Below are 22,837 nucleotides of genomic sequence, written 5' to 3'. Positions count from 1 at the left end.
TATTTTTAGTCTTTTACTCCTTTTACCCATTCCTGAAATCTGGTTAAGAAAGATTCATGTTCTTCTTTTTCTTCTGGACGGTTTACCAGAATATGTTCAAAATAACTTCCTTTTAATATTTTTCTTAAAATCCCTTCTCCTAAGAAAGGTTTATAGTCATTCAAAGCCTGGGTAGCTTTTAATAAATGTCGGATGTCATATTGTAACGGATTGATATCCGGCACTTGTTTATTAAGGTTAAGAAGATTGTAAACAGCTATTCTCGCAGTTCTTACAGAGCTTTCCATAGTGAAGACAACATCGTTATTGGTTTCTACAAACTGTCCTACAAGACCTAAGTTGGTACATCCTTCAGGAACCACTCTCGGACGGTCTCCCATCGCTCTCGGCATAAACATAGACGTGATATAAGGCATGAATGCGGTACGTACAATGGTATTTTCTGTGACATTATCCAGCTGATCTGTTATTCCAAGATGGTAGCACAGCTCAGCAAGAATCTCGTTTCCGGTACACTGAGGCATTGTTTTTTTGATATAATTACCTTCTTTATCCATCAGTAAAGCATATACCCAAACTACAAGGATGTCATCCGGCTGAGTAGGGAAGTGCGGTTGCCTGTTGCAGGTAAAGCTCATTACCCAATTAGAATCTGTAATGGTAATAATACCTCCTGTGGCTGTTCTTCCTGAATAAGGATCATTTACACACAGTTCTTTGAGTTTCTCTGTGAAAGCAGAAGGACGGCAGGTTAAGGTAGCAGACTCCCATGAAGATTTTTCAATGTGGCTACAGAATTTTTCAGGTTTTCCGAATACTTCAGATTTTGCAGCAAGATTTTTCCAAAGCTTCCATCCTGCACTGCTGTTGTCTATCGTAACCTCAGGAACGGTATTGTTGTCACCGTAGAACGTACTTTCTGTCATAGATCCGGTAGTTACAATAACGTAGTCGTCTTTACCAACCGGTATTCTTACTTCTTCGCCATTTTGTTCAGTGATAATTCCTTCTACAGTTTTTCCTTCCGTATTAATATGAATATCAAGATCTTTTACCAAAGTATTAAACTGGATCTGCACCCCTTTTTCCACCAGGAAGTTTTTTAATGGAGTTACATACGTGTCGTACTGGTTATATTTGGGGAATACCAGACATGAGAAGTCTTTCATTCCGTCAATGGCGTGAAGGAATCTGTGCATATACAGTTTCAGTTCCAGTAAGCTGTGCCAGTTTTCGAAGGCAAACATAGAACGCCAGAAGAACCAGAAATTACTGTTGAGGAAAGATGGAGAAAAATAATCTTCAATTGTAAGATCATCCAGTTCTTCTTTTTTCTTAAGCAATAGTTTTACAATCGCCAGCTGATCTTTTTTCTCAAGTCCGAATTTGCTAAAATCCTTGATCTGTCCTTGATTGTGGATCAATCTTGCTTTAGAGTAATTCGGGTCGTTGTCATTAACAAGACGGTATTCATCCAATACACTATAAGGAGCAGGCAGTTCCAAAGCCGGAATATCCTGGAACATATCCCATAGATTTTCATAAGTCATATCCATTTCTCTACCTCCACGGATGATGTAACCGTCTTTTGCGTTACCAGCTCCATCCAAAGATCCGCCTTCCACATTCAGCTGGTCGAGGAAAATAATATTTTTGCCGGGTACACGGCCATCACGGATAAAATAATACGCTGCCGACATGCCGGCAATTCCGCTTCCAACAATATAGATTTTACTGTTTTCGTAAGATTGTAAAGGGATGCCTTTATTACGCTGGTAGTTTCCGATCTGGTCGGAAAAAGGCATCGTCTTTTCAGGAGTGTTAATCTGAACTTCTTTGCTTGAATCCGGTTCGTGGTTTACATTTCCAAACTGCTCAGAGGCATTTAAAACTTTATCGAATTTTGAATTGATCGTACTCATCTTTTATTGTTTTTAATTAACAGTATAAAGGTACCTCTATTCAGAAAGCGATATATATCCCCAAGTTCAGAATTATTATCCCCAAATTCTCATGACTGAATATTTTCTTTAGTTCTGTACTCCGAAGGGGAAAGTGCCGTATGTTTTTTAAAGAAACGGCCGAAAGCTGATGCTGAGTTAAACTGAAGCTCAAAGGCGATCTCCGATATGGTGATCTCAGGATTTCCAAGCATGACATACGCTTCCTTCAGTAATGCTTCATCAATCACTTCATGAGGTGTTTTTCCGCTTGACTTCTTAATGATTTCGATGAGGTATTTATTGGAAACATGAAGTTGATCCGCATAAAACTGAACCGTTCTTTCCCGGGTGATGTTTTCACGGATCAGTTTACTGAATTTGAGATAAAGATCTTTTTTTCCTTCTTCTTTTTCCGGATTTGCAGCATTTTCCTGTTCCATAATCTCAGCAGTCTCCAGCAGAAGATTGAAAATAATGGTACGGATAATCTCCTCTGTAAATTTTCCCTGCTTTTTCGATTTTTTATCGAGGTAATCCAGAAGATTTTGCAGAAGTGAAGAATTGGTTGCCGTAGTTTTTACGATGCTGTATGAACCTTTGGAGAAAAGATTCATTTTCTCAATGATAAAAGGATTGGAAATATTTTTAATCAGAAAGTTCTTGTCGAAGAACAGCAGTTTCATCGTAAAATCATCACTGGTTTTTCCAAATTTCACAATGGTAGAAGGTGCTGCAATAAGAAAGCTGTCAGCATCTACTTTGTATTTCTGACGGTCTATTTCAATATTGATTTCTCCGGCAGTACAGATACATAGTGCATAATAATCCATTCTGAAAGGAGCTTTTGGAAATTCAAAAATGGGTTTTCCGGAAGAAATGTAATAGGATTGGCAGCAGTCAATACTGTAAAAAGATAGCGTATCATGTAAATTTTCGTAGGTTATCATTCTTCAGTATTGGTTAAAATTTTATTATGTTTCTAAGTGAATTCAGTATAAAAGCATCTGTTTTTACTGCAATTTACGATTTTTATAAAAGTTTATTGTTTTTATATAGCAGATAAAACTGTTTTTTCAGATTAAAGTTGATTGTCTGTTGAAGGTTATTGATAAAAATAGGGTTTAAACAAAGACTTTTGGGTTATTTTTATCTAATTTTGCACTGTCAAATTTCCCCAAAATATTATTGTGAGATTAATTAACGTATATACGAGTTCTTTCAAAGGACTCTCGCAGGAGAGTTGGATGCTGGCGTTGGTAATGCTCATCAACAGGGCCGGTTCTATGGTACTTCCGTTTCTGGGAGTTTATATGACGAATCATTTGCATTTCAGTATTGAAAATTCCGGAATTGTACTGAGTTTTTTTGGAATAGGTTCGGTTATCGGATCATGGCTTGGAGGTATGATTACGGATAAAATAGGAGAGTACAGGGTGCAGAGTCTGAGTTTGCTGCTCAGCGTTCCTTTATTCTGCTTGATTCCGCTTTTTACAACAGAAGCCGGATTGGCAGGAATTATTTTAGCCCAAAGTATTGTAAGTGAAACGTTCCGTCCCGCAAACTCGGTGGCGATTACCAAATATGCAAAACCTGAAAATATTACCCGTGCTTTCTCGCTCAATCGTATGGCCGTTAACCTTGGGTTTTCTATTGGTCCTGCACTGGGTGGTATTTTGTCGGCTATTTCTTATGAATTTCTATTTTTCAGCAATGCATTGGCTGCTTTGCTGGCAGGATTGATGTATATCTGGTTCTTTAAAAACCGGGCGCGATTAGCTAAACTGAAAGCAAAAAAAGTAAAAAAAGCTATTATTATTAAAAAAGAAAGTTCACCCTACCGAGACAGTAAATTCCTTATTTATTGTGTATTCTGTATGCTGTTTTCCATATGTTTCTTCCAGCTGTTCAGTACCCTGACGATATTTTATAAGGATACAGCTCATCTAAGCCAGCAGAATATCGGATATATTCTGGGATACAGTGGTTTTCTGATAGTTCTGCTTGAAATGGGGCTGGTACAGATTGCTGAGAAGTATTTTACTTTAGCCTTTACAATGCTGTTCGGGACTTTCCTGTGTGGGATTTCCTATGCCATGCTGGCTTTCGATTACAGTCTGATTACCCTTGTGCTTTCTATGACATTGCTTTGCGTGGGAGAAATTTGGACACTTCCTTTTATGTCAACGATTACGGCATTACGTTCGGGAGAGAACAATAAAGGCGCTTACATGGGACTGAACGGAATGTCATTCTCCATTGCGTTTATTGTAACACCTTATATAGGAACACTGATTGCAGAAAAATTAGGATTCAATATATTATGGATCGGAACCGGGCTGCTTGCAGTATTTATTGCGATTGGTTTTTACTTTATCATTCCATGGATGCTTAAGGATAAAAATAAGGTAAAAAAAGAGATGATATAGCGCTTTTGATTAAATAAAAAGTTTCCGGGCAATTTCGTAGAAATTGCCCGGAAACTTTTACTATATATTAATCGTTTACGATTAAGATTTTGAAAGAATCGAATTAATAATCATATTGGCATGAATCCTTGAATTTTCAATGAACCAAAGGTGAGTATCTTTTCCTCCGCATACCACACCTGCAAGATAGAGATTAGAAATATTGGTTTCCATGGTTTCAGGATTGTAAAATGGATTCAGGCAGTCCCCGTTAAGTTCTATTCCTGAATTTTTCAGAAAATCAAAATCAGGAAGATAGCCTGTCATGGCCAGTACAAAATCATTGTCAATTTCATGAATAGCTCCGTTCTCATCTCTAAAAACAACAGAATTTTCTTTAATCTCGATCATTTCTGCATTAAAATGAGCTTTAATGCTGCCCTCTGCAATTCTGTTTTCAATATCGGGTTTTACCCAATATTTTACACTTTTTGAAATCTCGGCATGACGGACAATCATCGTCACTTCAGCTCCTTTTCTGTAGGTTTCCAGGGCTGCATCTACAGCAGAATTACTGGAGCCTACCACCACAATTTTCTGCTTTGCGTAAGGGTAAGGTTCCGTATAATAATGCTTAACTTTAGGAAGGTCTTCACCGGGAATATTCATCAGGTTAGGAATATCATAAAACCCCGTAGCGATGACTACATTTTTAGCCTGATAATTTGCTTTGGTGGTTTTGATCTCAAATATCTCATCCTTCTTTGAAACGCTCAGAACTTTTTCATACAGGTTAATATTCAGGCTTTTTTGTCTTGCAATGCCCTGATAGTATTCCAGAGCTTCCTGCCTCCCCGGCTTTGGAGCAGTAGAAATAAAGGGAATCTCATCAATTTCCAGCTTTTCAGCAGTGGAGAAAAAACGCATGTACAAAGGATAATTGTACAGTGAATTGACAATGGTTCCTTTTTCTATGATTACATGACTAAGATTGTTTTTTTGAGCTTCAAGGGCGCAGTTTAAACCGATTGGTCCGGCTCCGATAATCAGAATATCCAATATTTCCATCTAACAAATGTACGATGTAATTTTTAAAATGAGAAGCCCGAACCCATCAACTCTCATAGTCTTTATCTCTTTACATCATTTACCACTTGGCATCAGTTTTGGTGTTTTTTACCAATTTCAAAATGTAAAATATGAAAAAATTATTGATCGCGGTTTTCGCTCTGAGTATGATTGTAGCCTGCAAAAAAGAAGCCGGAAAACCTGTTCCCAGTGAAATAGATTCTATTGCACAAAATAAAACAGACAGTGCAGGTATTGTTCAGACTCATGCTGATAAAGAAGCCGTTTTAAAGCAGACTAATGATGAGGTTTTGAAAGCACTAAAGACAAAAGATTATACTACTTTTACCTCTTTGATTCATCCCGAAAAAGGAGTTCGTTTTTCAATGTACGCTTTTGTTAATCTGAAGGAAGATAAACATTTTTCTAAAGCAGATTTTGAAAAATATCAGCCTACCAAAACCTTGTTTACCTGGGGAGCACAGGATGGCTCAGGTGATCCTTATAAAGCAACGATCAATGATTATCTAGGAAAATGGGTGTTTTCTAAAGATTTTACAACATCACAATATTCGCTGAATAAATTTATCGGTGGAGGTAATTCCCTGAATAATTTAAAGGAAATTTATCCAAAAGCTGATTTTACAGAAAACTATATCAAAGGAACTGAAAAATCCGGTGAAATGGATTGGAAAACCGTTCGTTTTGTATTTGAAGAATTTCAGGGCAAATATTACCTGGTTGCTGTTGTGAATGACCAGTGGACAATATAGAAGTTAGAAGTTAGAAGTTAGAAGTTAGAAGTTAGAAGTTAGCGACTGGAATAAACTTCCAGCCTCTAACTTCCTTTCTTTTTTATTTCAAAACTTCAGTCAGTTGCTGAGTAAGATTTTTTCTTGAAAACTGTTCAATATGCTGGGTGTTTTCAATAAGGCTGTCATTTTTCCACAGTTCATATTTTTCAAGAATAAACTTTTTAATGTTTTCTATATCCTGATAACTGAAATGTTTTCCTGCCTGCGTCTCTTCCAGAATTTTTGACACATCAGCTTTATCAGGACCGAAAGATAGAATCTGCTTTCCTGAAGCCAGATATTCAAATATTTTTCCAGGAATAATCCCTCTTGAAGACTCATTCGGAAAGTTGGTAATAAGAAGGAGATTGGAATTCTGCATCTCTTCTACGGCTTTTCCATGAGAAAGATATCCAAGGTTCAGAATATGATTTTTCAGACTTGAATTTTCAATGGAGTGGAGGATTTTATCATCTATTCGTCCTACAAATTTCAACTTAAAATCAGCCGTAAATTCAGCATTTTCTTTCACCAGTTCGTCGAGTGCTTTCCAAAGATTTTCAGGGTTTCTCAGCTGTTCCAAAACTCCGATATAGCTTAGCGTAAATGCTTTTTCAATTTGTGAATTTTTATTTTCACCTGCTTTTTTGCTTGAATCGCTTTCATCAAATCCATTCGTAATACAAAATGCATTAGCTCCGGCCTTTCTGAAGTTTTCAGCATCAGTATAACTTGTAGCCAAAGTGATGTCTGCATTCTTAAATACAGCACTTTCCAGCTGCCGGTGTTTTTTATCTGAACTTTTAGTTAATTTCAGATGTTTGTAGTAAGAAATCTCTGTCCATGGATCACGGAAATCAGCAACCCATTTCAGATCCGGCATTTTATTTTTTAGCCCTAAACCAATCAAATGCAGAGAGTGTGGCGGACCGGAAGTAACGATGGTGTCTATTTTATTTTCTTTCAGGTATTTTTCCAGAAATGTAACGGATGGTTTTACCCAAAAAACTCTGGCATCAGGAATGAAAAAATTACCTCTTACCCAAATTGAAAGTTTAGATTTCCAACTTTGGTTTTTGCCTACATCAAATTGTCCGGCTTTGAATTTTTTATTGCTCTTATTCAGTTTTTCAGCAAGCTGATAAGGTTCCCAGATTTTGGTTCTTACCATCTCGATATTTTCCGGAACATCTTTCATCAGTGTTTCGTCCAGCAATGGATAGCTTGGATTTTCCGGAGTATAGATGATAGGTTTCCAACCAAAATCAGGTAGATATTTTGCAAACTTCAGCCATCTTTGAACACCAGGACCTCCCGCAGGAGGCCAGTAATAGGTGATAATCAATATTTTCTTCTGTTCCATTTTTTACTTAATGGTCTTTGTCATTCTGAACCAAGCGTAGCGCAGTGAAGAATCTCATTGCGCAACACTATTTATATTGTTCAAGCATTCTGTTCAGCTACAATCTCTTTTTTCTTGTTCTTATTCATCCAGAAAAGTCCAAATGCAGCCAACAGGATAAATAATCCGAACGAAAGAAGAGAAAGCCATTTTCCTTTTTCAATCACTTCAGGTTCAAAAACCATTCTGATATGGTGGTTTCCTGCCGGAACATGTACGGCACGAAGCAAATAATCTGCTTTGATATAAGGAACTTCTTTCTCGTCTACTAACACTTTCCATCCATGAGGATAATAAACTTCAGAGAATATAGCCAATTGAGGTGTTTTCGACTGAGATTTAAATTCAAGTTCGTTAGGCTGATATTTCGTAAGAGTGATAAATGCTGTAGAATCTGCCTGAACAGTTTTGTTATCAAAATATGATTTGTCAGATGAAGCAATGACAGCTGTTTTCTTGTTGTCAATAGTCCCGATCGCTTTTATTTCCTGATTAGGAGTATCTACAAATTTTAAATCGCTTACAAACCATGCATTGCCATTAGCTTTAGGATTAGGAACAACCTGTGGCTGCTCAGGACCTCCGAAAACCATGTATTTAGCATTCAGTAAATTTAATACATTAGGTGTTTTTACACTGTCAATACTATTGATGTATTCATTCAGTACATCGTCATATCTTCTTAATTTTACAGCGTGATAACCGCCGATGGAAGCCTTAAAATAAGAGGTATTGGTTTCGCTGGTAACTCCTAATGTCTGGTTGTAAATTCTGTAGTGTGTTTTGTCTTTCTCAGCAATAGTTTCCAATGTTTTGTTGATGTTAACATTGGATAAAATAGATTCCAGGTTTGGATTTCCCTGTACTTTTTCAGCCAACAGGTCTGAACTTTCTGTCTGGAAAGGATTTTCAGCAAAGATTTTATCTACATAGTTTTCATCGTTTAAGTAACGCTTGTTTACCGTCCAAAGGTCAAATAAACTTACAAGCCCAATCACTACCAAAGCAATATTCTGATTAAGCTTTTTCTTTAAAGTTAAGAATAGAGCTGCCGCAGTAATCGCTACATAAATGAATGCTTTTATGGCATCTATTCTGAATAGTTTATATCTTTCATCTACAAGATAATCAAGCAGGAAAGGAGGGAAGTAGGTTTTTTCGTTTTCTGTAGCAAAACCTAACAATGATTTTCCAAAGATTAAAAGAATCAATAAAAATCCTAACGTTCCACCTCCTACATACATCAGAATTTTCTGCTTATATTCTTCAGTCAACTTTTCATCTGTAAAGAATCTGTATAATCCCAAAATGGCAATTAATGGGAATAATAACTCTACTACCACTAAGATTGAAGAAGGAGCTCTGAATTTATTATAGAACGGTACATAATCGATAAAGAAATCCGATAATGGCATAAAGTTACTTCCCCATGCCAGTAAAATGGTCAGGATGGAAGCTCCCAAAATCCAGTAACGGTATTTTTTTGAAGCAAAAAAGAATCCTAATAAGGCAAGGAAACATACGATAGCTCCCTGATAAGCAGGTCCTGATGTTCCCGGCTGGTCTCCCCAGTAGGTTACTCCGCTGAAACCTTTGGAAATTCTATCCATTTCAGCCTGTGAACCTACATTTTCCTGAACCAGTTCCTGAACTCTGTTCATGATTTCTTTTCCTTCAGGTTCCTGGCTTCCTCCACCCATTAATCTTGGAATGAAAAGGTTTAAAGTTTCCAGCTGCCCATAGCTCCACATCAGCATACTCTCTTTGTCCATTCCGGATTTTCCTGAAGTATGGCTGTCGTTATTTAAAATCTGCTTTCCACGAACTGTTTCTTTTACATATTCAGAATTGGCCATGATTCTTTGTGAATTCATTCCTACTCCAATAACACATGCTGCTGCGATAATCCCTGATGAAATAAGGAAGTGCTTCATCGGTGTCTTTTTCTGGATGGCTCTGATCAGTTCAGAAAGGAATAAGAATCCTAACGCAATGAACAGATAATAGGTCATTTGTGGGTGGTTTGCAGCAATTTGAAGACCCATAAAAAGGGTAGTGACAATGAACCCCCAGATGTATTGTTTCCTGATATACACCAGTAAAATTCCGGCTAGCAACGGGGCAAAATACTCAATGGTATTGACTTTACCATTATGTCCGGCTGCAATAATAATATAAAAATAGGTTGAAAGCCCGAAGAAAGTGGCTCCTAAAAGAGCATATTTCCAATTTCTGACCACTACCATTCCCAAAAGGAAAAAACCTGCAAATAGCAGGAAGAGATAATTAACCGGCCTTGGCAGGAAATTCAGATTGCTGTCTATTTTTTTGATGATATCACCTTTAAACTGGCTTCCCATCTGATAAGTCGGCATTCCCCCAAACATGGAGTCACTCCAATAGGTTTCATTTCCGGTATTGGCTCTGTAGTCAAGCAGTTCTTTTGCTCCTCCTCTGTACTGTACAATATCATGCTGGAAAAGCTGTTTTCCTGAAAATACAGGAGTGGAATATAAAAATGCTAAAACTATAAATACTACTAATGAAACTGCAATATAAATTAAGTTTTTATTTTTTGCCATGCTGGTTATTATCTTTTATTTCTTGGAATTTTTACCTTTTGTCATTACTCTCTTTCACCTCTTCGTAGTCTACCGTTTCTGCATCCCACTTAAGGTTCTTTTTGTTATTCTTATTCGAGTTGTTGATGTCCTGCTGCCCGTTGTTTTGATTATTGTTATTAAAACGGTAACTATAGAATGTCTTAAAGAAAATTCTTTTCAGAATATTCCAGACAAAGAATATAATAATGGCAGTGAGTACTAACTCAAGAATGTACTTCATAATTTTTTTGTTTAAAGTTCAGGGTTTAACATGCAAACTTTAAACCCTGAATGTTTATTCAAGTTATTTAGCAGATGGGTTGACCATTACCGAAGAATTGGAAACGCTTTTCATAGATTGAGACTGTTTTCCATCTGAAATGGTTTCTATCTGAGTTGTTTTTACGTTGATATTCTGGTTGGTTATCCAGCCTGTGCTTTCATCAAACTTAATGGTTCCGTTCTGAACAAGCTCACTGCTCAGGCTGTGTGTGATAGGTCCCTGAGTTTTCTTTTCTGTTTTCTTGGGAATACCTCCGGTTACTGCAATTTCTGCAGCTCCGTTTCCTAAGCTTTTCATTACATAATTGGAGGTTACTTTAACAGCTCCGCTGGCGTCAGCATTTTCAGAAGTTGACCATTTTTCTCCGATTTTAACTCCTTTTTTAGGAATAATCATAAGGTTTTTATGGAACTGATCTTTCAGTACTTTTTCGTTGAATGACTGCTTAAGACTTGCTACTACGCTTGCTTTTTCATTGGCATCTTTGATAAGTGTACCAACTGCGTTACCTACTTTTGTGTAAACAGCATCAAATCCTGTAATAGAAATCACATTCCCTTTTGTATCCATCTTCATCTGAAGTTTGTTTCCGGTAAGCGCTTTGTTGACATTCCAGATCATTTTTAGATCATCTTCTTTTGGAAGTGGAAGTTTGGTGTCTACTACTACCGTTTTTCCCTGTGCAGATTGAGAGCTTCTCTTTGCTACAAGATTAAGGGTCATCTCATATACATTTCCTTTGATATCATCCACTACAAAATTCATTTCATCTGTAGATTCGCTTGTTGCAGTGATAGATTTCCCTTGAGGATCTGTCATTGTTTTTACATCTCTCTGATAAGTGGTAAGAGGATATGTTTTACCTTTTTCAAGCTTAAAAGTTTGGGTGATAACTCCTGCAGAATCTTTGATAGCCGGGTTTTCTGCAACTTTCGCTACAGAATCAGCAGGAACTTCTACAGTTACTGTCTTTCCGGTTTTAGGATCTACTTTTGTTATTTTTGCCGTTTCTTTTTTACAAGACACAAGGGCTATTGATGATATAAGCGCAAGCGCTGCAATATTCTTCATTTGATTTTTTTAACTTTATTTTTTACTACTGTTTCTTAATATATTATCTGCAATGTCGTGCAGTTTCCCCTGAGACTCTCCATCAGATTCATTGGAAAGCACTACCACTCCCATGTTTTTTGAAGGATAAATCTGAAGTACGCTTGAAAATCCAAATGTACCTCCTGTATGATAAACGGTTTGAGTTCCATCTTCATATGTATGTAATCTCCAGTACAGTCCAATGGCATCTCCTTCACCTTTTACAAAAGGTGTATGAGATGTTTTCACATATTTATTGTTCTTATCCAGATGATACTGCATGTATTTCACAAGATCTCCTGTAGTAGAAATGATTCCTCCTGCGGGAGCAAAAATGGTTGTGAAATTTCTGGGCATTATCTTTCCTTTTTCGTTATAACGAGTCAATAGCTGTGCAGAATTCGTACCAATAATAGTATGATTCATTTTCAGAGGCTTTGTAATATACTCTGAAAGCAGGTTTTCATAGCTTGTATGATATACTTTTTCCAAGATATCCCCGGCAATCTGTGTTCCTACATTGGAATATTTATATTCTGTTCCGGGTACAAAATCCACTTTAGCCTGATGAAGATCCTCATAAAAATTCTTTTTTGAATAGTTTTTATAAAAATCCGACAATGCCAGGGCAACAGAGTCCATCGGTTTTTTGAACGTTTCAGACTGATCCGGTAAAAACTGAGGCAATCCTGATGAATGATTGGTTAGATTACCGATTGTTATCGGGTGCTTTTCAAATTCAAGATTAGGATAATTTCCTATATATTTCCGGATATCATCATCCATTTTGATTTTACCATCTACTAAAGCATGAGCCAGAAGTGTTCCGGTAAAGGTCTTGGTGATGGATGCAATCTCATATGGACTTTGGGAGGTTGGAAGCTCTGATTTCCCTATTTCTGTTGTCCCATAATTATAGAAATAACTTTTACCATCTTTAAAAATGCCTATTGAAATTCCTACACGTGCAGGATCCTGCATATAAGCAACAGCTTCTTTCTGAACCATCTTATCAAGATCAGTGGCAAGACGGTTGTCTGTTGCTATTTTTTTTGTCTGGGCATTAAAAGCCAACGGGACAAAAAATAAAGGTAAAAGTGATTGTATTTTCATGGTTATGGATTAGGTATCACGGACATTTTCTGTCTTACCGCTTCATACAAAATCGCTCCACATGCTACAGAAACATTCAGAGACTGGGTTTTTCCTTCGATAGGAAGTTTTATTTTTTCATCAGCATGATGCAGTACTTCTTTAGAAATTCCGGTTTCCTCATTTCCCATCACGATAGCACATGGCTCAGTCATATTTACATCATAGATTAACTTCTGAGCTTTTTCGCTGGCTGCATATACGGAAATTCCGCTTTGCTGAAGGAAGTCTACCGTGTGGGCAAGATTGTTTTCCTTACATATTTTGATATTATAGATCGCTCCGGCAGAAGTTTTTATCGCATCGGAATTGATAGGAGCAGCTCCTTTTTCAGGAATAATAACTGCATCTATTCCTACGCATTCCGCTGTTCTGCAGATGGCTCCAAAGTTTCTTACATCGGTAAGTCTGTCCAGAATTAAAAGGAAAGGTGTTTTTCCCTGTTCGAATAATTGTGGAACAATATCCTCCACTTTATGAAACGGTACATCCGAAATAAAAGCTACCACACCCTGGTGGTTTTTTCTTGTAAAACGGTTCAGTTTTTCAACCGGAACATAATTGGGACGGATTTTATTTTTCGCTAAAATGGCTTTTAATTCAGCATAAATAGGACCCTGAAGTGCATTCTGCACAAAGATCTTGTCAATCGTTTTTCCCGCTTCAATTGCTTCAATCACGGGACGTAGCCCGAAAATAAAATCGTCTTTCATTGAAAATGTATTATATAGTTATAGAGTGAATGGTCAATCGTGAATTTTACTTTGTAAGTCAATTGGTTGGATGCCTATTCACTTCTGACCATTGACTTGCGTAGCAAGGTTCATTATCTCCCTTTCTCTCCTAAAATTGCTCTTTTCTGTGCCATCACGTACCCGTAATGAAGGCTTTCATGCATATTGTTGAAGATAATAGCATCCTGAATGCTTTTCAGATCCATGCCGAAACTTGTGGTGTAGGGAGTGTAATCTGAGAAGAAATCACTGTCATAATCCTTCATTAAAATCTTTGAAGTTTCAGTAAGTAAAAATTCTAAATCTTCCACTTCTGATTTCTGAACATTTAAGTTGGGTAAAGTTCCTTTTTTGTAGGTTTCAATCCAATACTTGTCAATACGGAAAGGATTTCCGCTCAGGTAATAGTGCAGTAGCTGTTGTGTAGCAACAGTATGTGCAATATTCCAGTAAATATTGTTGTTGAAACCATCCGGAATCAGGATCAGATCTTCATGAGATGTGTTCTGAAGGATATCTAAAAGGTTCTTTCTTACCTGTCTGTGTGCTTGAAAATGATAATTCATTTTGCAAAATTTTTAATCACCAAAAATAGTTTAATAAACTGGAAATGACAATTTTTTTGACTAGAGGATTAAAGTTAAAATTTTTTAACTATTTTGAAAAAGAGTGAAGTAAGGTTCATCTTTTGATTAGTTTTTATTGATATCAGAATGTTTTTTACAGTTAATTTTACATGATGATCAATAGAAAAACCCTCTTGAGTGGAGTTTCAGAGAGGGTTTTGTTATTTTGTTTTTAAAAGATGTGTTAAAGTTACTTTTTTATGATTTTGTGTTTAAAGGCAGTTCCGTCTTTTAAAACAATATGTAAAAAATAAACTCCTGTGCTGTATGAGGAAAGATCTATTCTGTTCTCTTTATAAGTTTCGGAAAGTTTTCTTCCTTCCATATTGAAAAGGCTTATTGAGCTGACCTCTACTTTTGATTTTACATTCACAAAGTCAGCAGTAGGGTTGGGGTAAATATTCACATCTACTGTTTTGATCTCTTTTACATTCAAAGCTGTATTGCTTTTCCCCTGCATATAAACGGATAGCATGACATATCCCTGCTGTTGGTTGAAAACTGCAGTTGGAATTGTGTGTTTCAAAGTATGATTACCTGCAGTTAAGTTGGGTAATGTAAATTCTCTGATGGGAACAGAATTTCCGGGACACCAGTTATTCCATGAAGTCCAGTCAGCAAAAGTTTTAGGAGTAGAACCATAGATTCCGTTTCCTTGAGTATTGTATACACGGTACGGTTCACATGAAATACCCCCGGGAGTATAGGTGAGTACTTGTACGTCATCTATATAGGTGTAATTTTGTCTTCTGATATATTCTTCACCACTACTGTTAGCACCATGAGGAGTTGATATTACGAAGAAGCGGGCATTGGTAACAGGGTCTGGAAGATTAAAAGTGACAATTCTAACGGTTTCCCCGGTAACATCAGTGTTGTTATAGTTGTTAAGGGTGTTATAACTTAATATAGGTACAATGCTGTTGGTGTCTGTAGGAGTGGCTCCTGTATCCGTTGAGAAAAAGGTAAGAGTTCCTGAAAAAACATCAATTCTGTTTGCACAGCCTGAAACCTGCGTTTGTGCTGCATAGGGAACCCCGAAAACATCCAGTTCCATATAGAGATCATACATGCTGCGCAATGTTGTGTCATGGAATATGCTGTATAAATTGCTGACATCATAAGTGTAAGGAACTTCAGAAGGAGTCCTGTTTTTATTCATGAAAGGAGTAATATATCTGCCTATTTCAATTCTTTTGACATTAGTGTCATTGATTGTATAAGTAGCTTGATTTTTAGGAACCATTGCTAAGAAGACTTCTCCAAGACGGTCATAATTGTCACATAAAGGAGCAATGGTTACACGCATAGCAATTTTAGCTTTAAAAGCATCTAGTTCTACATCAGTAAGTTTTCTGGTATACCTGGCATTCGTCAGCCTTGTCAAACCGGCAGGTACAGGGTTGGATACCATAGTAGCATAGCCATCGTAGTATACTGCATCTGAAATTATATTGGTCATTGTCGTTTGGGCGAAAACGAGGTGGGTAATCAAAAAACTGGAAAAGAATAGCTTTTTATACATGTTATTGATGTTTAGTGTAAATATATGAAATATGTATTGAAATTGCTTTTAATTTATTTTATTTTTATGTCTTGTTATTGTTTTGTTATTAAATGTGTATTGTTTTTAATATCGGATGTATTTTTGTTTAAATTTTTTTTGCGTTGAATTAAATAATGAAATATTTTTTTTATTGCTATAATCATAGTATTTATTATTAAATTAGCATGGTATACCAGATTAATGTTATTAATAATGAAAAGATTTTTACTTTTAGGTTTGTTTTTTGTAGTGGTGGTGATTAACGCCCAAATCAATATCAATATTGGGAGTCCAAATGTTGGTGTTGCTCCTGTAAGCAGTTTTTTTTCCTATTCTTATGTACAGCAGATATATCCTAAGCAGGAAATTAACGCCAATGCTGCAGGCAATATTACAGGGCTTACATTTTATGTGGATCCTTCCTCTACAATTACTGAATCTTCAAACTGGACGGTATATCTCGGACATACGTCAAAAACAGCCTTTGCTTCCGGTACAGACTGGATTCCTGCAGCACAGTTGACTCAGGTGTTCACAGGAGCCGTAAGCAAGAATAATAATAAAGTTGAAGTTGTTTTTACAACACCATTTACTTATAATAATGTTGATAACCTGGTTGTTGCAGCAAAAGAGAATTCTCCGAATATCGATATCAATAATTTTGATGAAGCATTTCATGTTTATTCACATATCCCTTACTCAACGCTGTATTATAAAGGAGATCGTGCAGTAGTGGATATTGCATCTCCTCCCGGAGGAATAAGGGCGGATTATAAATCGTCAGTTACCATTTCAGGCCTTATACCAAGTACCGGACCGGCATGTCCTTTTGTCGTTTATCCGGTAAATAATAGTCAGAATATTTCTTTAACTCCCAATTTCAGCTGGCTTTCGGCTTCAGGGGCTACATCCTACAAAGTTTCGTTAGGAACGAGTTCAGGAAGCTCTGATATTATTAATCAGCAAACAGTTTCAGGAAGTAGCTTTACCCCTTCCACAGCGCTTACAGCCGGAACAACTTATTATTTAAAAGTAACATCAGTGTCAGGGAGTACAGAATCCTCAGGATGTTCTGAACTTGTTTTTAAGACTGTTCCTCCAATACCTGTAAACGATGCATGTACTGGAGCATTGCAGGCATTGGTATTTCCTTATTCTTATACTCAGAATGATGCTGTATCGACCACTAATAATGCCGGAAATATAAGCGTATGTACAAGTAATGGAGACACAGGAATGAACGATGGGACATGGTTTAAACTGACTGGTGATGGCAGTCAGTATACTATTAAAGTGACTATGCCTTCAGGCAGCAGCTATGATCCGCAGATAGGTGTATATAGTGGCAGCTGTAGTAATTTGTCATGTACAGGAACTGTAGACAATGGTGGCGGAGGTGCTGCGGAAACTCTTACGATTACCACAGTATCAGGAACAGAATATTTTGTAAATGTCGGAGCGTATGAAGATACTACTGATGCTCCTGAAAATATATTCACCATTACAATAAACAAGCTTTAAAACTAAATAATCAAGTTTCTGATTAAAAATAAAAATGTTGCAAAAGTGATTTTGTGACATTTTTTTATGGATAATGAGAAGAAAAAACGGGATGATTTTATGGAGGGAATTTGAATTTCTGGATTTATTTATAGATAAGAAATTCAACATTATAGCATTGAATATCTCGTCAATGCCGGAATTTTTAACAAACTTTAACTCAAAAATGGCATTTATTATGTTGATTAATGCAAGTATTTATCAGAAATTTACCACTTATTTTAAATCAAGCTATGTCAGAGATATATCAAGCTGAAGATATCCGCCAATTGACGGAAAAAGTAAAAGAAAAAAACTACTTATTTTCTCTTCTGAGACAGGAAATCAACAAAGTTATTATTGGACAGGAATACATGGTAGACCGTCTTTTGGTAGGGCTTTTGGGAAATGGACACGTTCTTCTTGAAGGAGTTCCCGGTCTGGCTAAAACCTTAGCGATAAAAACACTGGCTGATGCTGTTCATGGAGATTTCTCAAGGATTCAGTTTACTCCGGATTTACTTCCTGCAGATGTAGTGGGAACCATGATTTATAATATCAAAGACAATGATTTCTCTATAAAAAAAGGACCTGTATTTGCGAACTTTGTTTTGGCAGATGAGATCAACCGTGCGCCGGCAAAAGTACAGTCAGCGCTTCTGGAGGTCATGCAGGAAAAACAGGTGACAATTGGTGACGAAACCATGAAGCTTCCAAAACCATTCCTGGTACTGGCGACACAAAACCCGATTGATCAGGAGGGAACTTACCTGCTGCCTGAAGCTCAAAGCGACCGTTTTATGCTGAAGTGTACCATCGATTATCCTGCTTTTGAAGATGAAAGACAGGTGATGAGAATGGTTTCAACCTCACACCAGCCAACGGTGAAGCCTGTAATCTCCCTTCAGGATATTGTAGATGCAAAAGAACTGATCAACCAGATCTATCTCGACGAAAAAATTGAAAAATATATCCTGGATATGGTGTTTGCAACACGTTATCCGGAAAATTATGGGCTTTCTGAACTTAAAAATTATATCAGTTTCGGAGCTTCTCCAAGAGCATCCATTAATCTTGCTATCGCCTCAAGAGCTTACGCTTTCTTAAAAGGAAGAGCATTTGTCATTCCGGAAGATGTAAAAGCATTGGCAAAAGATGTATTGAGACACAGAATGGGATTGACCTTTGAAGCAGAAGCAGAAGAAATCACAACTGAGGAAATTATCAATAGAATTTTAGCAAAAATCCAGGCACCATAATGAGTGATGTAGTTGTAAGAAAAGCTGTTCTGGAAGACTGTTCTTCCATGCTTGATTTAAAGAACTAGCGGAATATGAAAAAGCACTGCATGAAGTAACAGTGACTTTGGATGATTTTATTCAGGATGGTTTCGGAACTTCTCCTGTATGGGGAGCTTTCGTGGCAGAATATGAAGGAGAAATAGTTGGAATATCCCTGTATTATGACAGGTATTCAACCTGGAAAGGAAGAAGGCTGTATCTTGAAGATCTTGTAGTAACTGAAAAGCTAAGAGGAAAGCAGATTGGAAAAAAATTATTTGATGCAACACTGGAATATGGTCAAACCAATAATTACAGTGGAATGGTATTTCAGGTATTGAACTGGAATGAACCAGCCATCAATTTTTATAAAAAGTATAATACAAAGTTTGACAATGAGTGGTCGAACGTATCCATTGAGTTTATAGACTAACCCAAAACCCGGATCCCGACACCAACATTAAACTTTGAATGTTAAACCTTGAATTTTGAATTCGTCTATGCAGATAAAAGATATTGTAAAAAAAGTAAAGCAGATTGAAATCCGTACCAGAAAAAAGACGGAGGCTGCTTTAATGGGGCAATATCACAGCGCCTTTAAAGGGCAGGGGATGACTTTCTCGGAAGTTCGACCGTATCAGTTTGGAGATGAAATCAGAAGAATCGACTGGAATAAAACCGCACGTTTCCGTGAGCCATTTGTAAAAGTAATGGAAGAAGAAAGGGAATTGACAATGATGATTCTCGTAGACATTTCCGCTTCTATGGATTATGGAACAAAGGTTCAACTGAAAAGAGAATATGTAGCCGAAATTGCAGCCAGCTTAGGATTTTCAGCCGCTGGCAATAATGATAAAGTAGGCTTGATTTTGTTTGCAGATAAAGTATATAAAGTTATTCCTCCTCAAAAAGGAAGAAAACACATTCTTTCCATTATCAGTAATATTCTCACTGCAGATTATGTTCCGGCAGAATCTAAAATAGATAAAGCAATGGAATATATGATGGGGATTTTCAAAAGGAAATCTCTGGTATTTTTGTTTTCAGATTTTGAAGATGCCTATGATTCCAAAATGCTGAGAGTGGCCTCAAAGAAACATCAGTTGCTGGGAATGAGGATTTATGATGAAAAAGATAATGAGATTCCTGATGTAGGCTATGCCCGTTTACTTGATGTGGAAACCGGAAAAGAAATATGGGCCAATACTTCCAGTGCAAGATGGCGATATACCTTTGCGGAAGCTCAAAAACAAAAGCTGAGAGCTCTGGAAGAAGATTTTGCCAACAGCTCTGCCAGTCTTATGAATATCAGTACCGGCTCAGATTATTCAAAATTATTGTATAATTACTTTCAGAAAAAATAACATCGGGCTTAGCTCGTAACTAAAAAACAGAAGGCATTTTGCCTTTATTATTTTAACATTGAGAAAAATACTTTTAATATTATCTTTTCTGATCTGTGCAAATGCTTTTTCACAGATATTATCCTCTAACGTAGAAAAGAAAACCCTTGCTCTGGGAGAAATCAATCATCTTACCATAAAGATTGACAATCTTAATGAGCAACAGGTTACTTCAGCAGCTAAGAATGAGCTGTTGCCTTTTCATTTTGAAGAAACCAAAGACAGTATCGGGCAAACGGCTAACACCTATGAAAGAAAGATCGAATTTGCTGTTTTTGAAGAAGGAAAATTTACCATTCCTGAACTGGAATTCAAAGTAGGAGATAAAATACTTAAAACAATCCCTTACGAAATAGATGTCATTAATACGGCTCAAAAAGCAGATCAGATCAATGACATCATGAATAATAAGCAGGTGAAACTTGAACCCAAAGATTATTGGGAGCTTTATAAGTTTTATATTCTTGCAGCATTGGCTGGTATTGCACTGGTTATTGCCATTATTATGTTTGTAAAATGGGGAAGAAAATCAAAGAGCTCTCCTGTAGTGGCTACCAATCAGACCTTAAAAGAGCTTGATTCTCTTAAAAAGAAAAAATATATTGAAGGAGGAAACTTCCGTTCGTTTTATGTGGAACTGATTGATATTTCCAGAACCTTCATTACAAAACAATATCGCCTTCCGGCAGATGTACTTCTTACTGATGATCTTATAGATGTCATGAAAAAAAATAATACAATCTCGCAGGACAACGAAAAAATAATAGAAGATGTTTTCCTTAGGGGAGACCTGGTGAAATTTGCAAAAACCTTCCCGGACCAGGAAACAATGGAAAGAGATTTTGTCAATATCAGAGATTTTGTGAAAAGATCATCCAAAGATTTAGAATTCGAAAACTTAAGAAAGGATGTTTAATTTTGAGTTTTACAGCCCATGGTTTTTGCTGCTTTTTCTGCTGTTTATTCCACTTTTAATTAAAGATATTGGAAGAAGTAAAAGAAAAGGTATAAAAGTTCCTACCATAAAGAATATGGATCACAGCGGGAGTATCCAGGGTGTACTTTTTTTGCTGAAAATATCAAAATATATCATTCTTTCTGCGTTGATTATTGCGATGGCAAGGCCGAGAACGTTTACCATTTCTCAGGACAGAGATGATACAAAGGGAGTGGATATTATGTTATCTATTGATGTTTCTCTAAGTATGCTGGCGAAGGATTTGACCCCGGACCGAATTACTGCCCTAAAAGATATTGCCGTAAAATTTGTTCAGAAGCGTCCGAATGACAGGATAGGGGTGGTAGCATATGCTGCAGAAGCTTTTACTAAAGTTCCGGTTACCTCAGATCATCAAGTGGTTATTGATGAAATTAAAAATCTGAATTCTGCAGGTCTTGAACCTGGAACAGCCATTGGGGAAGGCCTTTCTGTAGCAGTGAATCATTTGATTAAAAGCAAGGCCAAAAGTAAAGTGGTCATACTGATGACGGATGGAGTAAGCAATATTCAGAATGCGATTCCTCCACAGCTTGCCGCTGAACTGGCAAAGAATAATAATATAAAAGTATATTCAATCGGAATCGGGACCAATGGTTATGCGCTGATGCCTACATCGCAGGACATTTTTGGAGAGCTTATCTTTACCGAAACAGAGGTTACTATTGATGAAAATACCTTGAGAGAAATAGCACAGACTACGGGAGGCAAATATTTCAGAGCTACCTCAAACAGTAGTCTGGAAGAAGTATACAATGAAATCAACCAACTGGAAAAATCTGATGTGAAGGTTTCCAAGCTGTACAATTATGAAGAATATTTCAAAATATTCCTTTGGATTGCACTGGCTATGTTGGTGTTGGATGCATTGTTGAGATGGGTGTTTTATAAAATTTTAAGCTGATGAGTTGGTCTTTAGGAAATTATTGGTATTTATTTTTACTGTTGCTTCTGCCGCTGTTAGCTACGTTTTTGATCCGTTTTCTACAATGGAGAAATAAAAAGAGAGAAATTTTTGCTGCGAGCCAGTTTCATGAGAATTTATTTGAAAAAAGATCAGGATTTACAAAGTTTTTTCCTGCATTATATTTATTGGGAACATTATTTCTGATATTCTCTATCATTGACCTTTTGAACGGTTCAGAAGAAGTGAAAAGTACCCAGAAGCTGAACAATGTAATCTTTATGCTGGATGTATCCAATTCTATGAATGCTGAGGATATAGAACCAAGCCGTCTGACGGAAGCCAAAAATCTGATGCTGGCTACCATGAAGAAAATGAATAATGATAAGGTAGGTATTGTGATTTTTGCAGGGAATGGAATGTCTATTATGCCTCTGACAACTGATTATAATTCTGCGGAAACTTATATCAGCGGTATTGAAACCAGTTCTATGCAGATTCAGGGAACGGATTTTCTGAAAGGAATGCAGGCTGCTGCTGAAAAATTTAAAAACGTAAGCAAAGGATCCAGAAAAGTGATTCTGCTGAGTGATGGTGAAGATAATGAAGGAAATGATAACGCTGCCATCAGATTAGCTAATAAAGAAGGAATAAGTATTACTTCCGTAGGAGTGGGTACAGATGAAGGTGCTCCGGTTCCGGAATATGTGTTCGGACAATTAATGGGATATAAAACCGATGCCAACGGTAGTACGGTGATTTCAAAAAGACAGACCGAAGCATTAAAGAAAATGGCTGAATCTACAGACGGAACTTATATTGATGGAAATAATATCAATGAAGCTCCGGACAGAATTGTAGATGCAGTTAATAAAAAATCGGCAGGTGCAGAGACAATGGTGAAATCGCAGAATGCCAATCATTATTATCAATATTTTCTTGCGGTATCTCTTCTGTTTTTCTTTTTAATTTATATTTTTAATCCTAAAAAAGATTTTAATGTGTAGAATTCCTTTATTTATAGAAGAAATTCTACAAGTACTTTAACCGAATTTTAACAAATAAA

20 protein-coding genes are annotated in these 22,837 nt (G+C 36.7%); 9 read left to right on the top strand and 11 right to left on the bottom strand.

The features are described 5' to 3' along the window. Positions 1-5: 5 nt before the first annotated feature. A complete protein-coding gene (locus DEU39_RS10875; RefSeq protein ID WP_120231946.1) occupies positions 6-1,922 on the bottom strand; it encodes an oleate hydratase in 1,917 nt (638 codons plus the stop codon). 89 nt (positions 1,923-2,011) lie between these two features. Next, positions 2,012-2,890 carry an AraC family transcriptional regulator gene (locus DEU39_RS10870; RefSeq protein WP_120231945.1) on the bottom strand — a complete coding sequence of 293 codons (879 nt, stop codon included), beginning with the start codon at positions 2,888-2,890 and terminating at the stop codon, positions 2,012-2,014. A 297-nt stretch (positions 2,891-3,187) separates the two neighbouring features. On the opposite strand from DEU39_RS10870, the gene DEU39_RS10865 reads away from it, so the two are divergent. Beyond that, a complete protein-coding gene (locus DEU39_RS10865; protein WP_120232234.1) occupies positions 3,188-4,369 on the top strand; it encodes an MFS transporter in 1,182 nt (393 codons plus the stop codon). Between the two features lie 81 nt (positions 4,370-4,450). Here the strand turns inward: DEU39_RS10865 and DEU39_RS10860 are convergent, their stop codons facing one another. Next, on the bottom strand, positions 4,451-5,416 hold the full coding sequence (locus DEU39_RS10860; RefSeq protein ID WP_120231944.1) for a YpdA family putative bacillithiol disulfide reductase: 966 nt from the start codon (positions 5,414-5,416) through the stop codon (positions 4,451-4,453). A gap of 131 nt (positions 5,417-5,547) precedes the next feature. Between DEU39_RS10860 and DEU39_RS10855 the strand changes: the two genes are divergently transcribed. Continuing rightward, positions 5,548-6,189, top strand: a complete 642-nt coding sequence (locus tag DEU39_RS10855; RefSeq protein ID WP_120231943.1) for a hypothetical protein — start codon at positions 5,548-5,550, stop codon at positions 6,187-6,189. An 82-nt stretch (positions 6,190-6,271) separates the two neighbouring features. Here DEU39_RS10855 and DEU39_RS10850 read toward each other — a convergent pair whose 3' ends face one another. The 8 genes from DEU39_RS10850 to DEU39_RS10815 all read right to left on the bottom strand — a co-directional run bounded on the left by DEU39_RS10850 (position 6,272) and on the right by DEU39_RS10815 (position 15,627). Then, entirely contained in the window at positions 6,272-7,573 is a 1,302-nt protein-coding gene (locus DEU39_RS10850) for a glycosyl transferase family 1 (RefSeq protein WP_120231942.1), read from the bottom strand. Between the two features lie 80 nt (positions 7,574-7,653). After that, the gene (locus DEU39_RS10845; protein WP_120231941.1) at positions 7,654-10,194 is read right to left on the bottom strand and encodes a YfhO family protein; all 2,541 of its coding nucleotides are present in this window, start codon (positions 10,192-10,194) and stop codon (positions 7,654-7,656) included. Between the two features lie 31 nt (positions 10,195-10,225). After that, positions 10,226-10,456 (bottom strand): hypothetical protein, encoded by a 231-nt coding sequence (locus DEU39_RS10840; RefSeq protein ID WP_110010142.1) that lies wholly within the window; start codon positions 10,454-10,456, stop codon positions 10,226-10,228. Between the two features lie 63 nt (positions 10,457-10,519). After that, a complete protein-coding gene (locus DEU39_RS10835; RefSeq protein ID WP_062674392.1) occupies positions 10,520-11,569 on the bottom strand; it encodes a DUF6263 family protein in 1,050 nt (349 codons plus the stop codon). Positions 11,570-11,584: 15 nt separating this feature from the next. Beyond that, complete coding sequence (locus DEU39_RS10830; RefSeq protein ID WP_120231940.1) at positions 11,585-12,703, bottom strand: serine hydrolase domain-containing protein; 1,119 nt, start codon at positions 12,701-12,703, stop codon at positions 11,585-11,587. Positions 12,704-12,705: 2 nt separating this feature from the next. Then, the gene (gene rlmB, locus DEU39_RS10825; protein ID WP_062674398.1) at positions 12,706-13,455 is read right to left on the bottom strand and encodes a 23S rRNA (guanosine(2251)-2'-O)-methyltransferase RlmB; all 750 of its coding nucleotides are present in this window, start codon (positions 13,453-13,455) and stop codon (positions 12,706-12,708) included. 113 nt (positions 13,456-13,568) lie between these two features. Further along, positions 13,569-14,042: a DinB family protein gene (locus tag DEU39_RS10820; RefSeq protein WP_047434092.1), complete on the bottom strand. Its 474-nt coding sequence runs from the start codon at positions 14,040-14,042 to the stop codon at positions 13,569-13,571. 250 nt (positions 14,043-14,292) lie between these two features. Continuing rightward, a complete protein-coding gene (locus DEU39_RS10815; protein ID WP_120231939.1) occupies positions 14,293-15,627 on the bottom strand; it encodes a peptide-N-glycosidase F-related protein in 1,335 nt (444 codons plus the stop codon). A gap of 234 nt (positions 15,628-15,861) precedes the next feature. On the opposite strand from DEU39_RS10815, the gene DEU39_RS10810 reads away from it, so the two are divergent. From DEU39_RS10810 to DEU39_RS10775, 7 genes are all read left to right on the top strand, one after another. Continuing rightward, complete coding sequence (locus tag DEU39_RS10810) at positions 15,862-17,169, top strand: hypothetical protein (RefSeq protein WP_120231938.1); 1,308 nt, start codon at positions 15,862-15,864, stop codon at positions 17,167-17,169. A 272-nt stretch (positions 17,170-17,441) separates the two neighbouring features. After that, positions 17,442-18,446: an AAA family ATPase gene (locus DEU39_RS10800; RefSeq protein ID WP_034695238.1), complete on the top strand. Its 1,005-nt coding sequence runs from the start codon at positions 17,442-17,444 to the stop codon at positions 18,444-18,446. 106 nt (positions 18,447-18,552) lie between these two features. Then, a complete protein-coding gene (locus DEU39_RS10795; RefSeq protein ID WP_228436739.1) occupies positions 18,553-18,900 on the top strand; it encodes a GNAT family N-acetyltransferase in 348 nt (115 codons plus the stop codon). Positions 18,901-18,967: 67 nt separating this feature from the next. Continuing rightward, a complete protein-coding gene (locus DEU39_RS10790; RefSeq protein WP_062674404.1) occupies positions 18,968-19,831 on the top strand; it encodes a DUF58 domain-containing protein in 864 nt (287 codons plus the stop codon). A 58-nt stretch (positions 19,832-19,889) separates the two neighbouring features. Beyond that, the gene (locus tag DEU39_RS10785; protein ID WP_120231936.1) at positions 19,890-20,786 is read left to right on the top strand and encodes a BatD family protein; all 897 of its coding nucleotides are present in this window, start codon (positions 19,890-19,892) and stop codon (positions 20,784-20,786) included. Beyond that, the gene (locus tag DEU39_RS10780; protein ID WP_062674408.1) at positions 20,779-21,771 is read left to right on the top strand and encodes a VWA domain-containing protein; all 993 of its coding nucleotides are present in this window, start codon (positions 20,779-20,781) and stop codon (positions 21,769-21,771) included. The genes DEU39_RS10785 and DEU39_RS10780 overlap by 8 nt, the downstream gene beginning before the upstream one ends. Then, positions 21,771-22,778, top strand: a complete 1,008-nt coding sequence (locus DEU39_RS10775) for a vWA domain-containing protein (protein WP_062674410.1) — start codon at positions 21,771-21,773, stop codon at positions 22,776-22,778. The genes DEU39_RS10780 and DEU39_RS10775 overlap by 1 nt, the downstream gene beginning before the upstream one ends. Positions 22,779-22,837 lie beyond the last annotated feature (59 nt).

This window comes from Chryseobacterium sp. AG363 (assembly GCF_003610675.1).
Taxonomy (GTDB): Bacteria; Bacteroidota; Bacteroidia; order Flavobacteriales; family Weeksellaceae; genus Chryseobacterium; species Chryseobacterium cucumeris.
The sequence above is the reverse complement of the archived record's forward strand: the minus strand, read 5'-3'. Positions and strand labels throughout refer to the sequence as shown.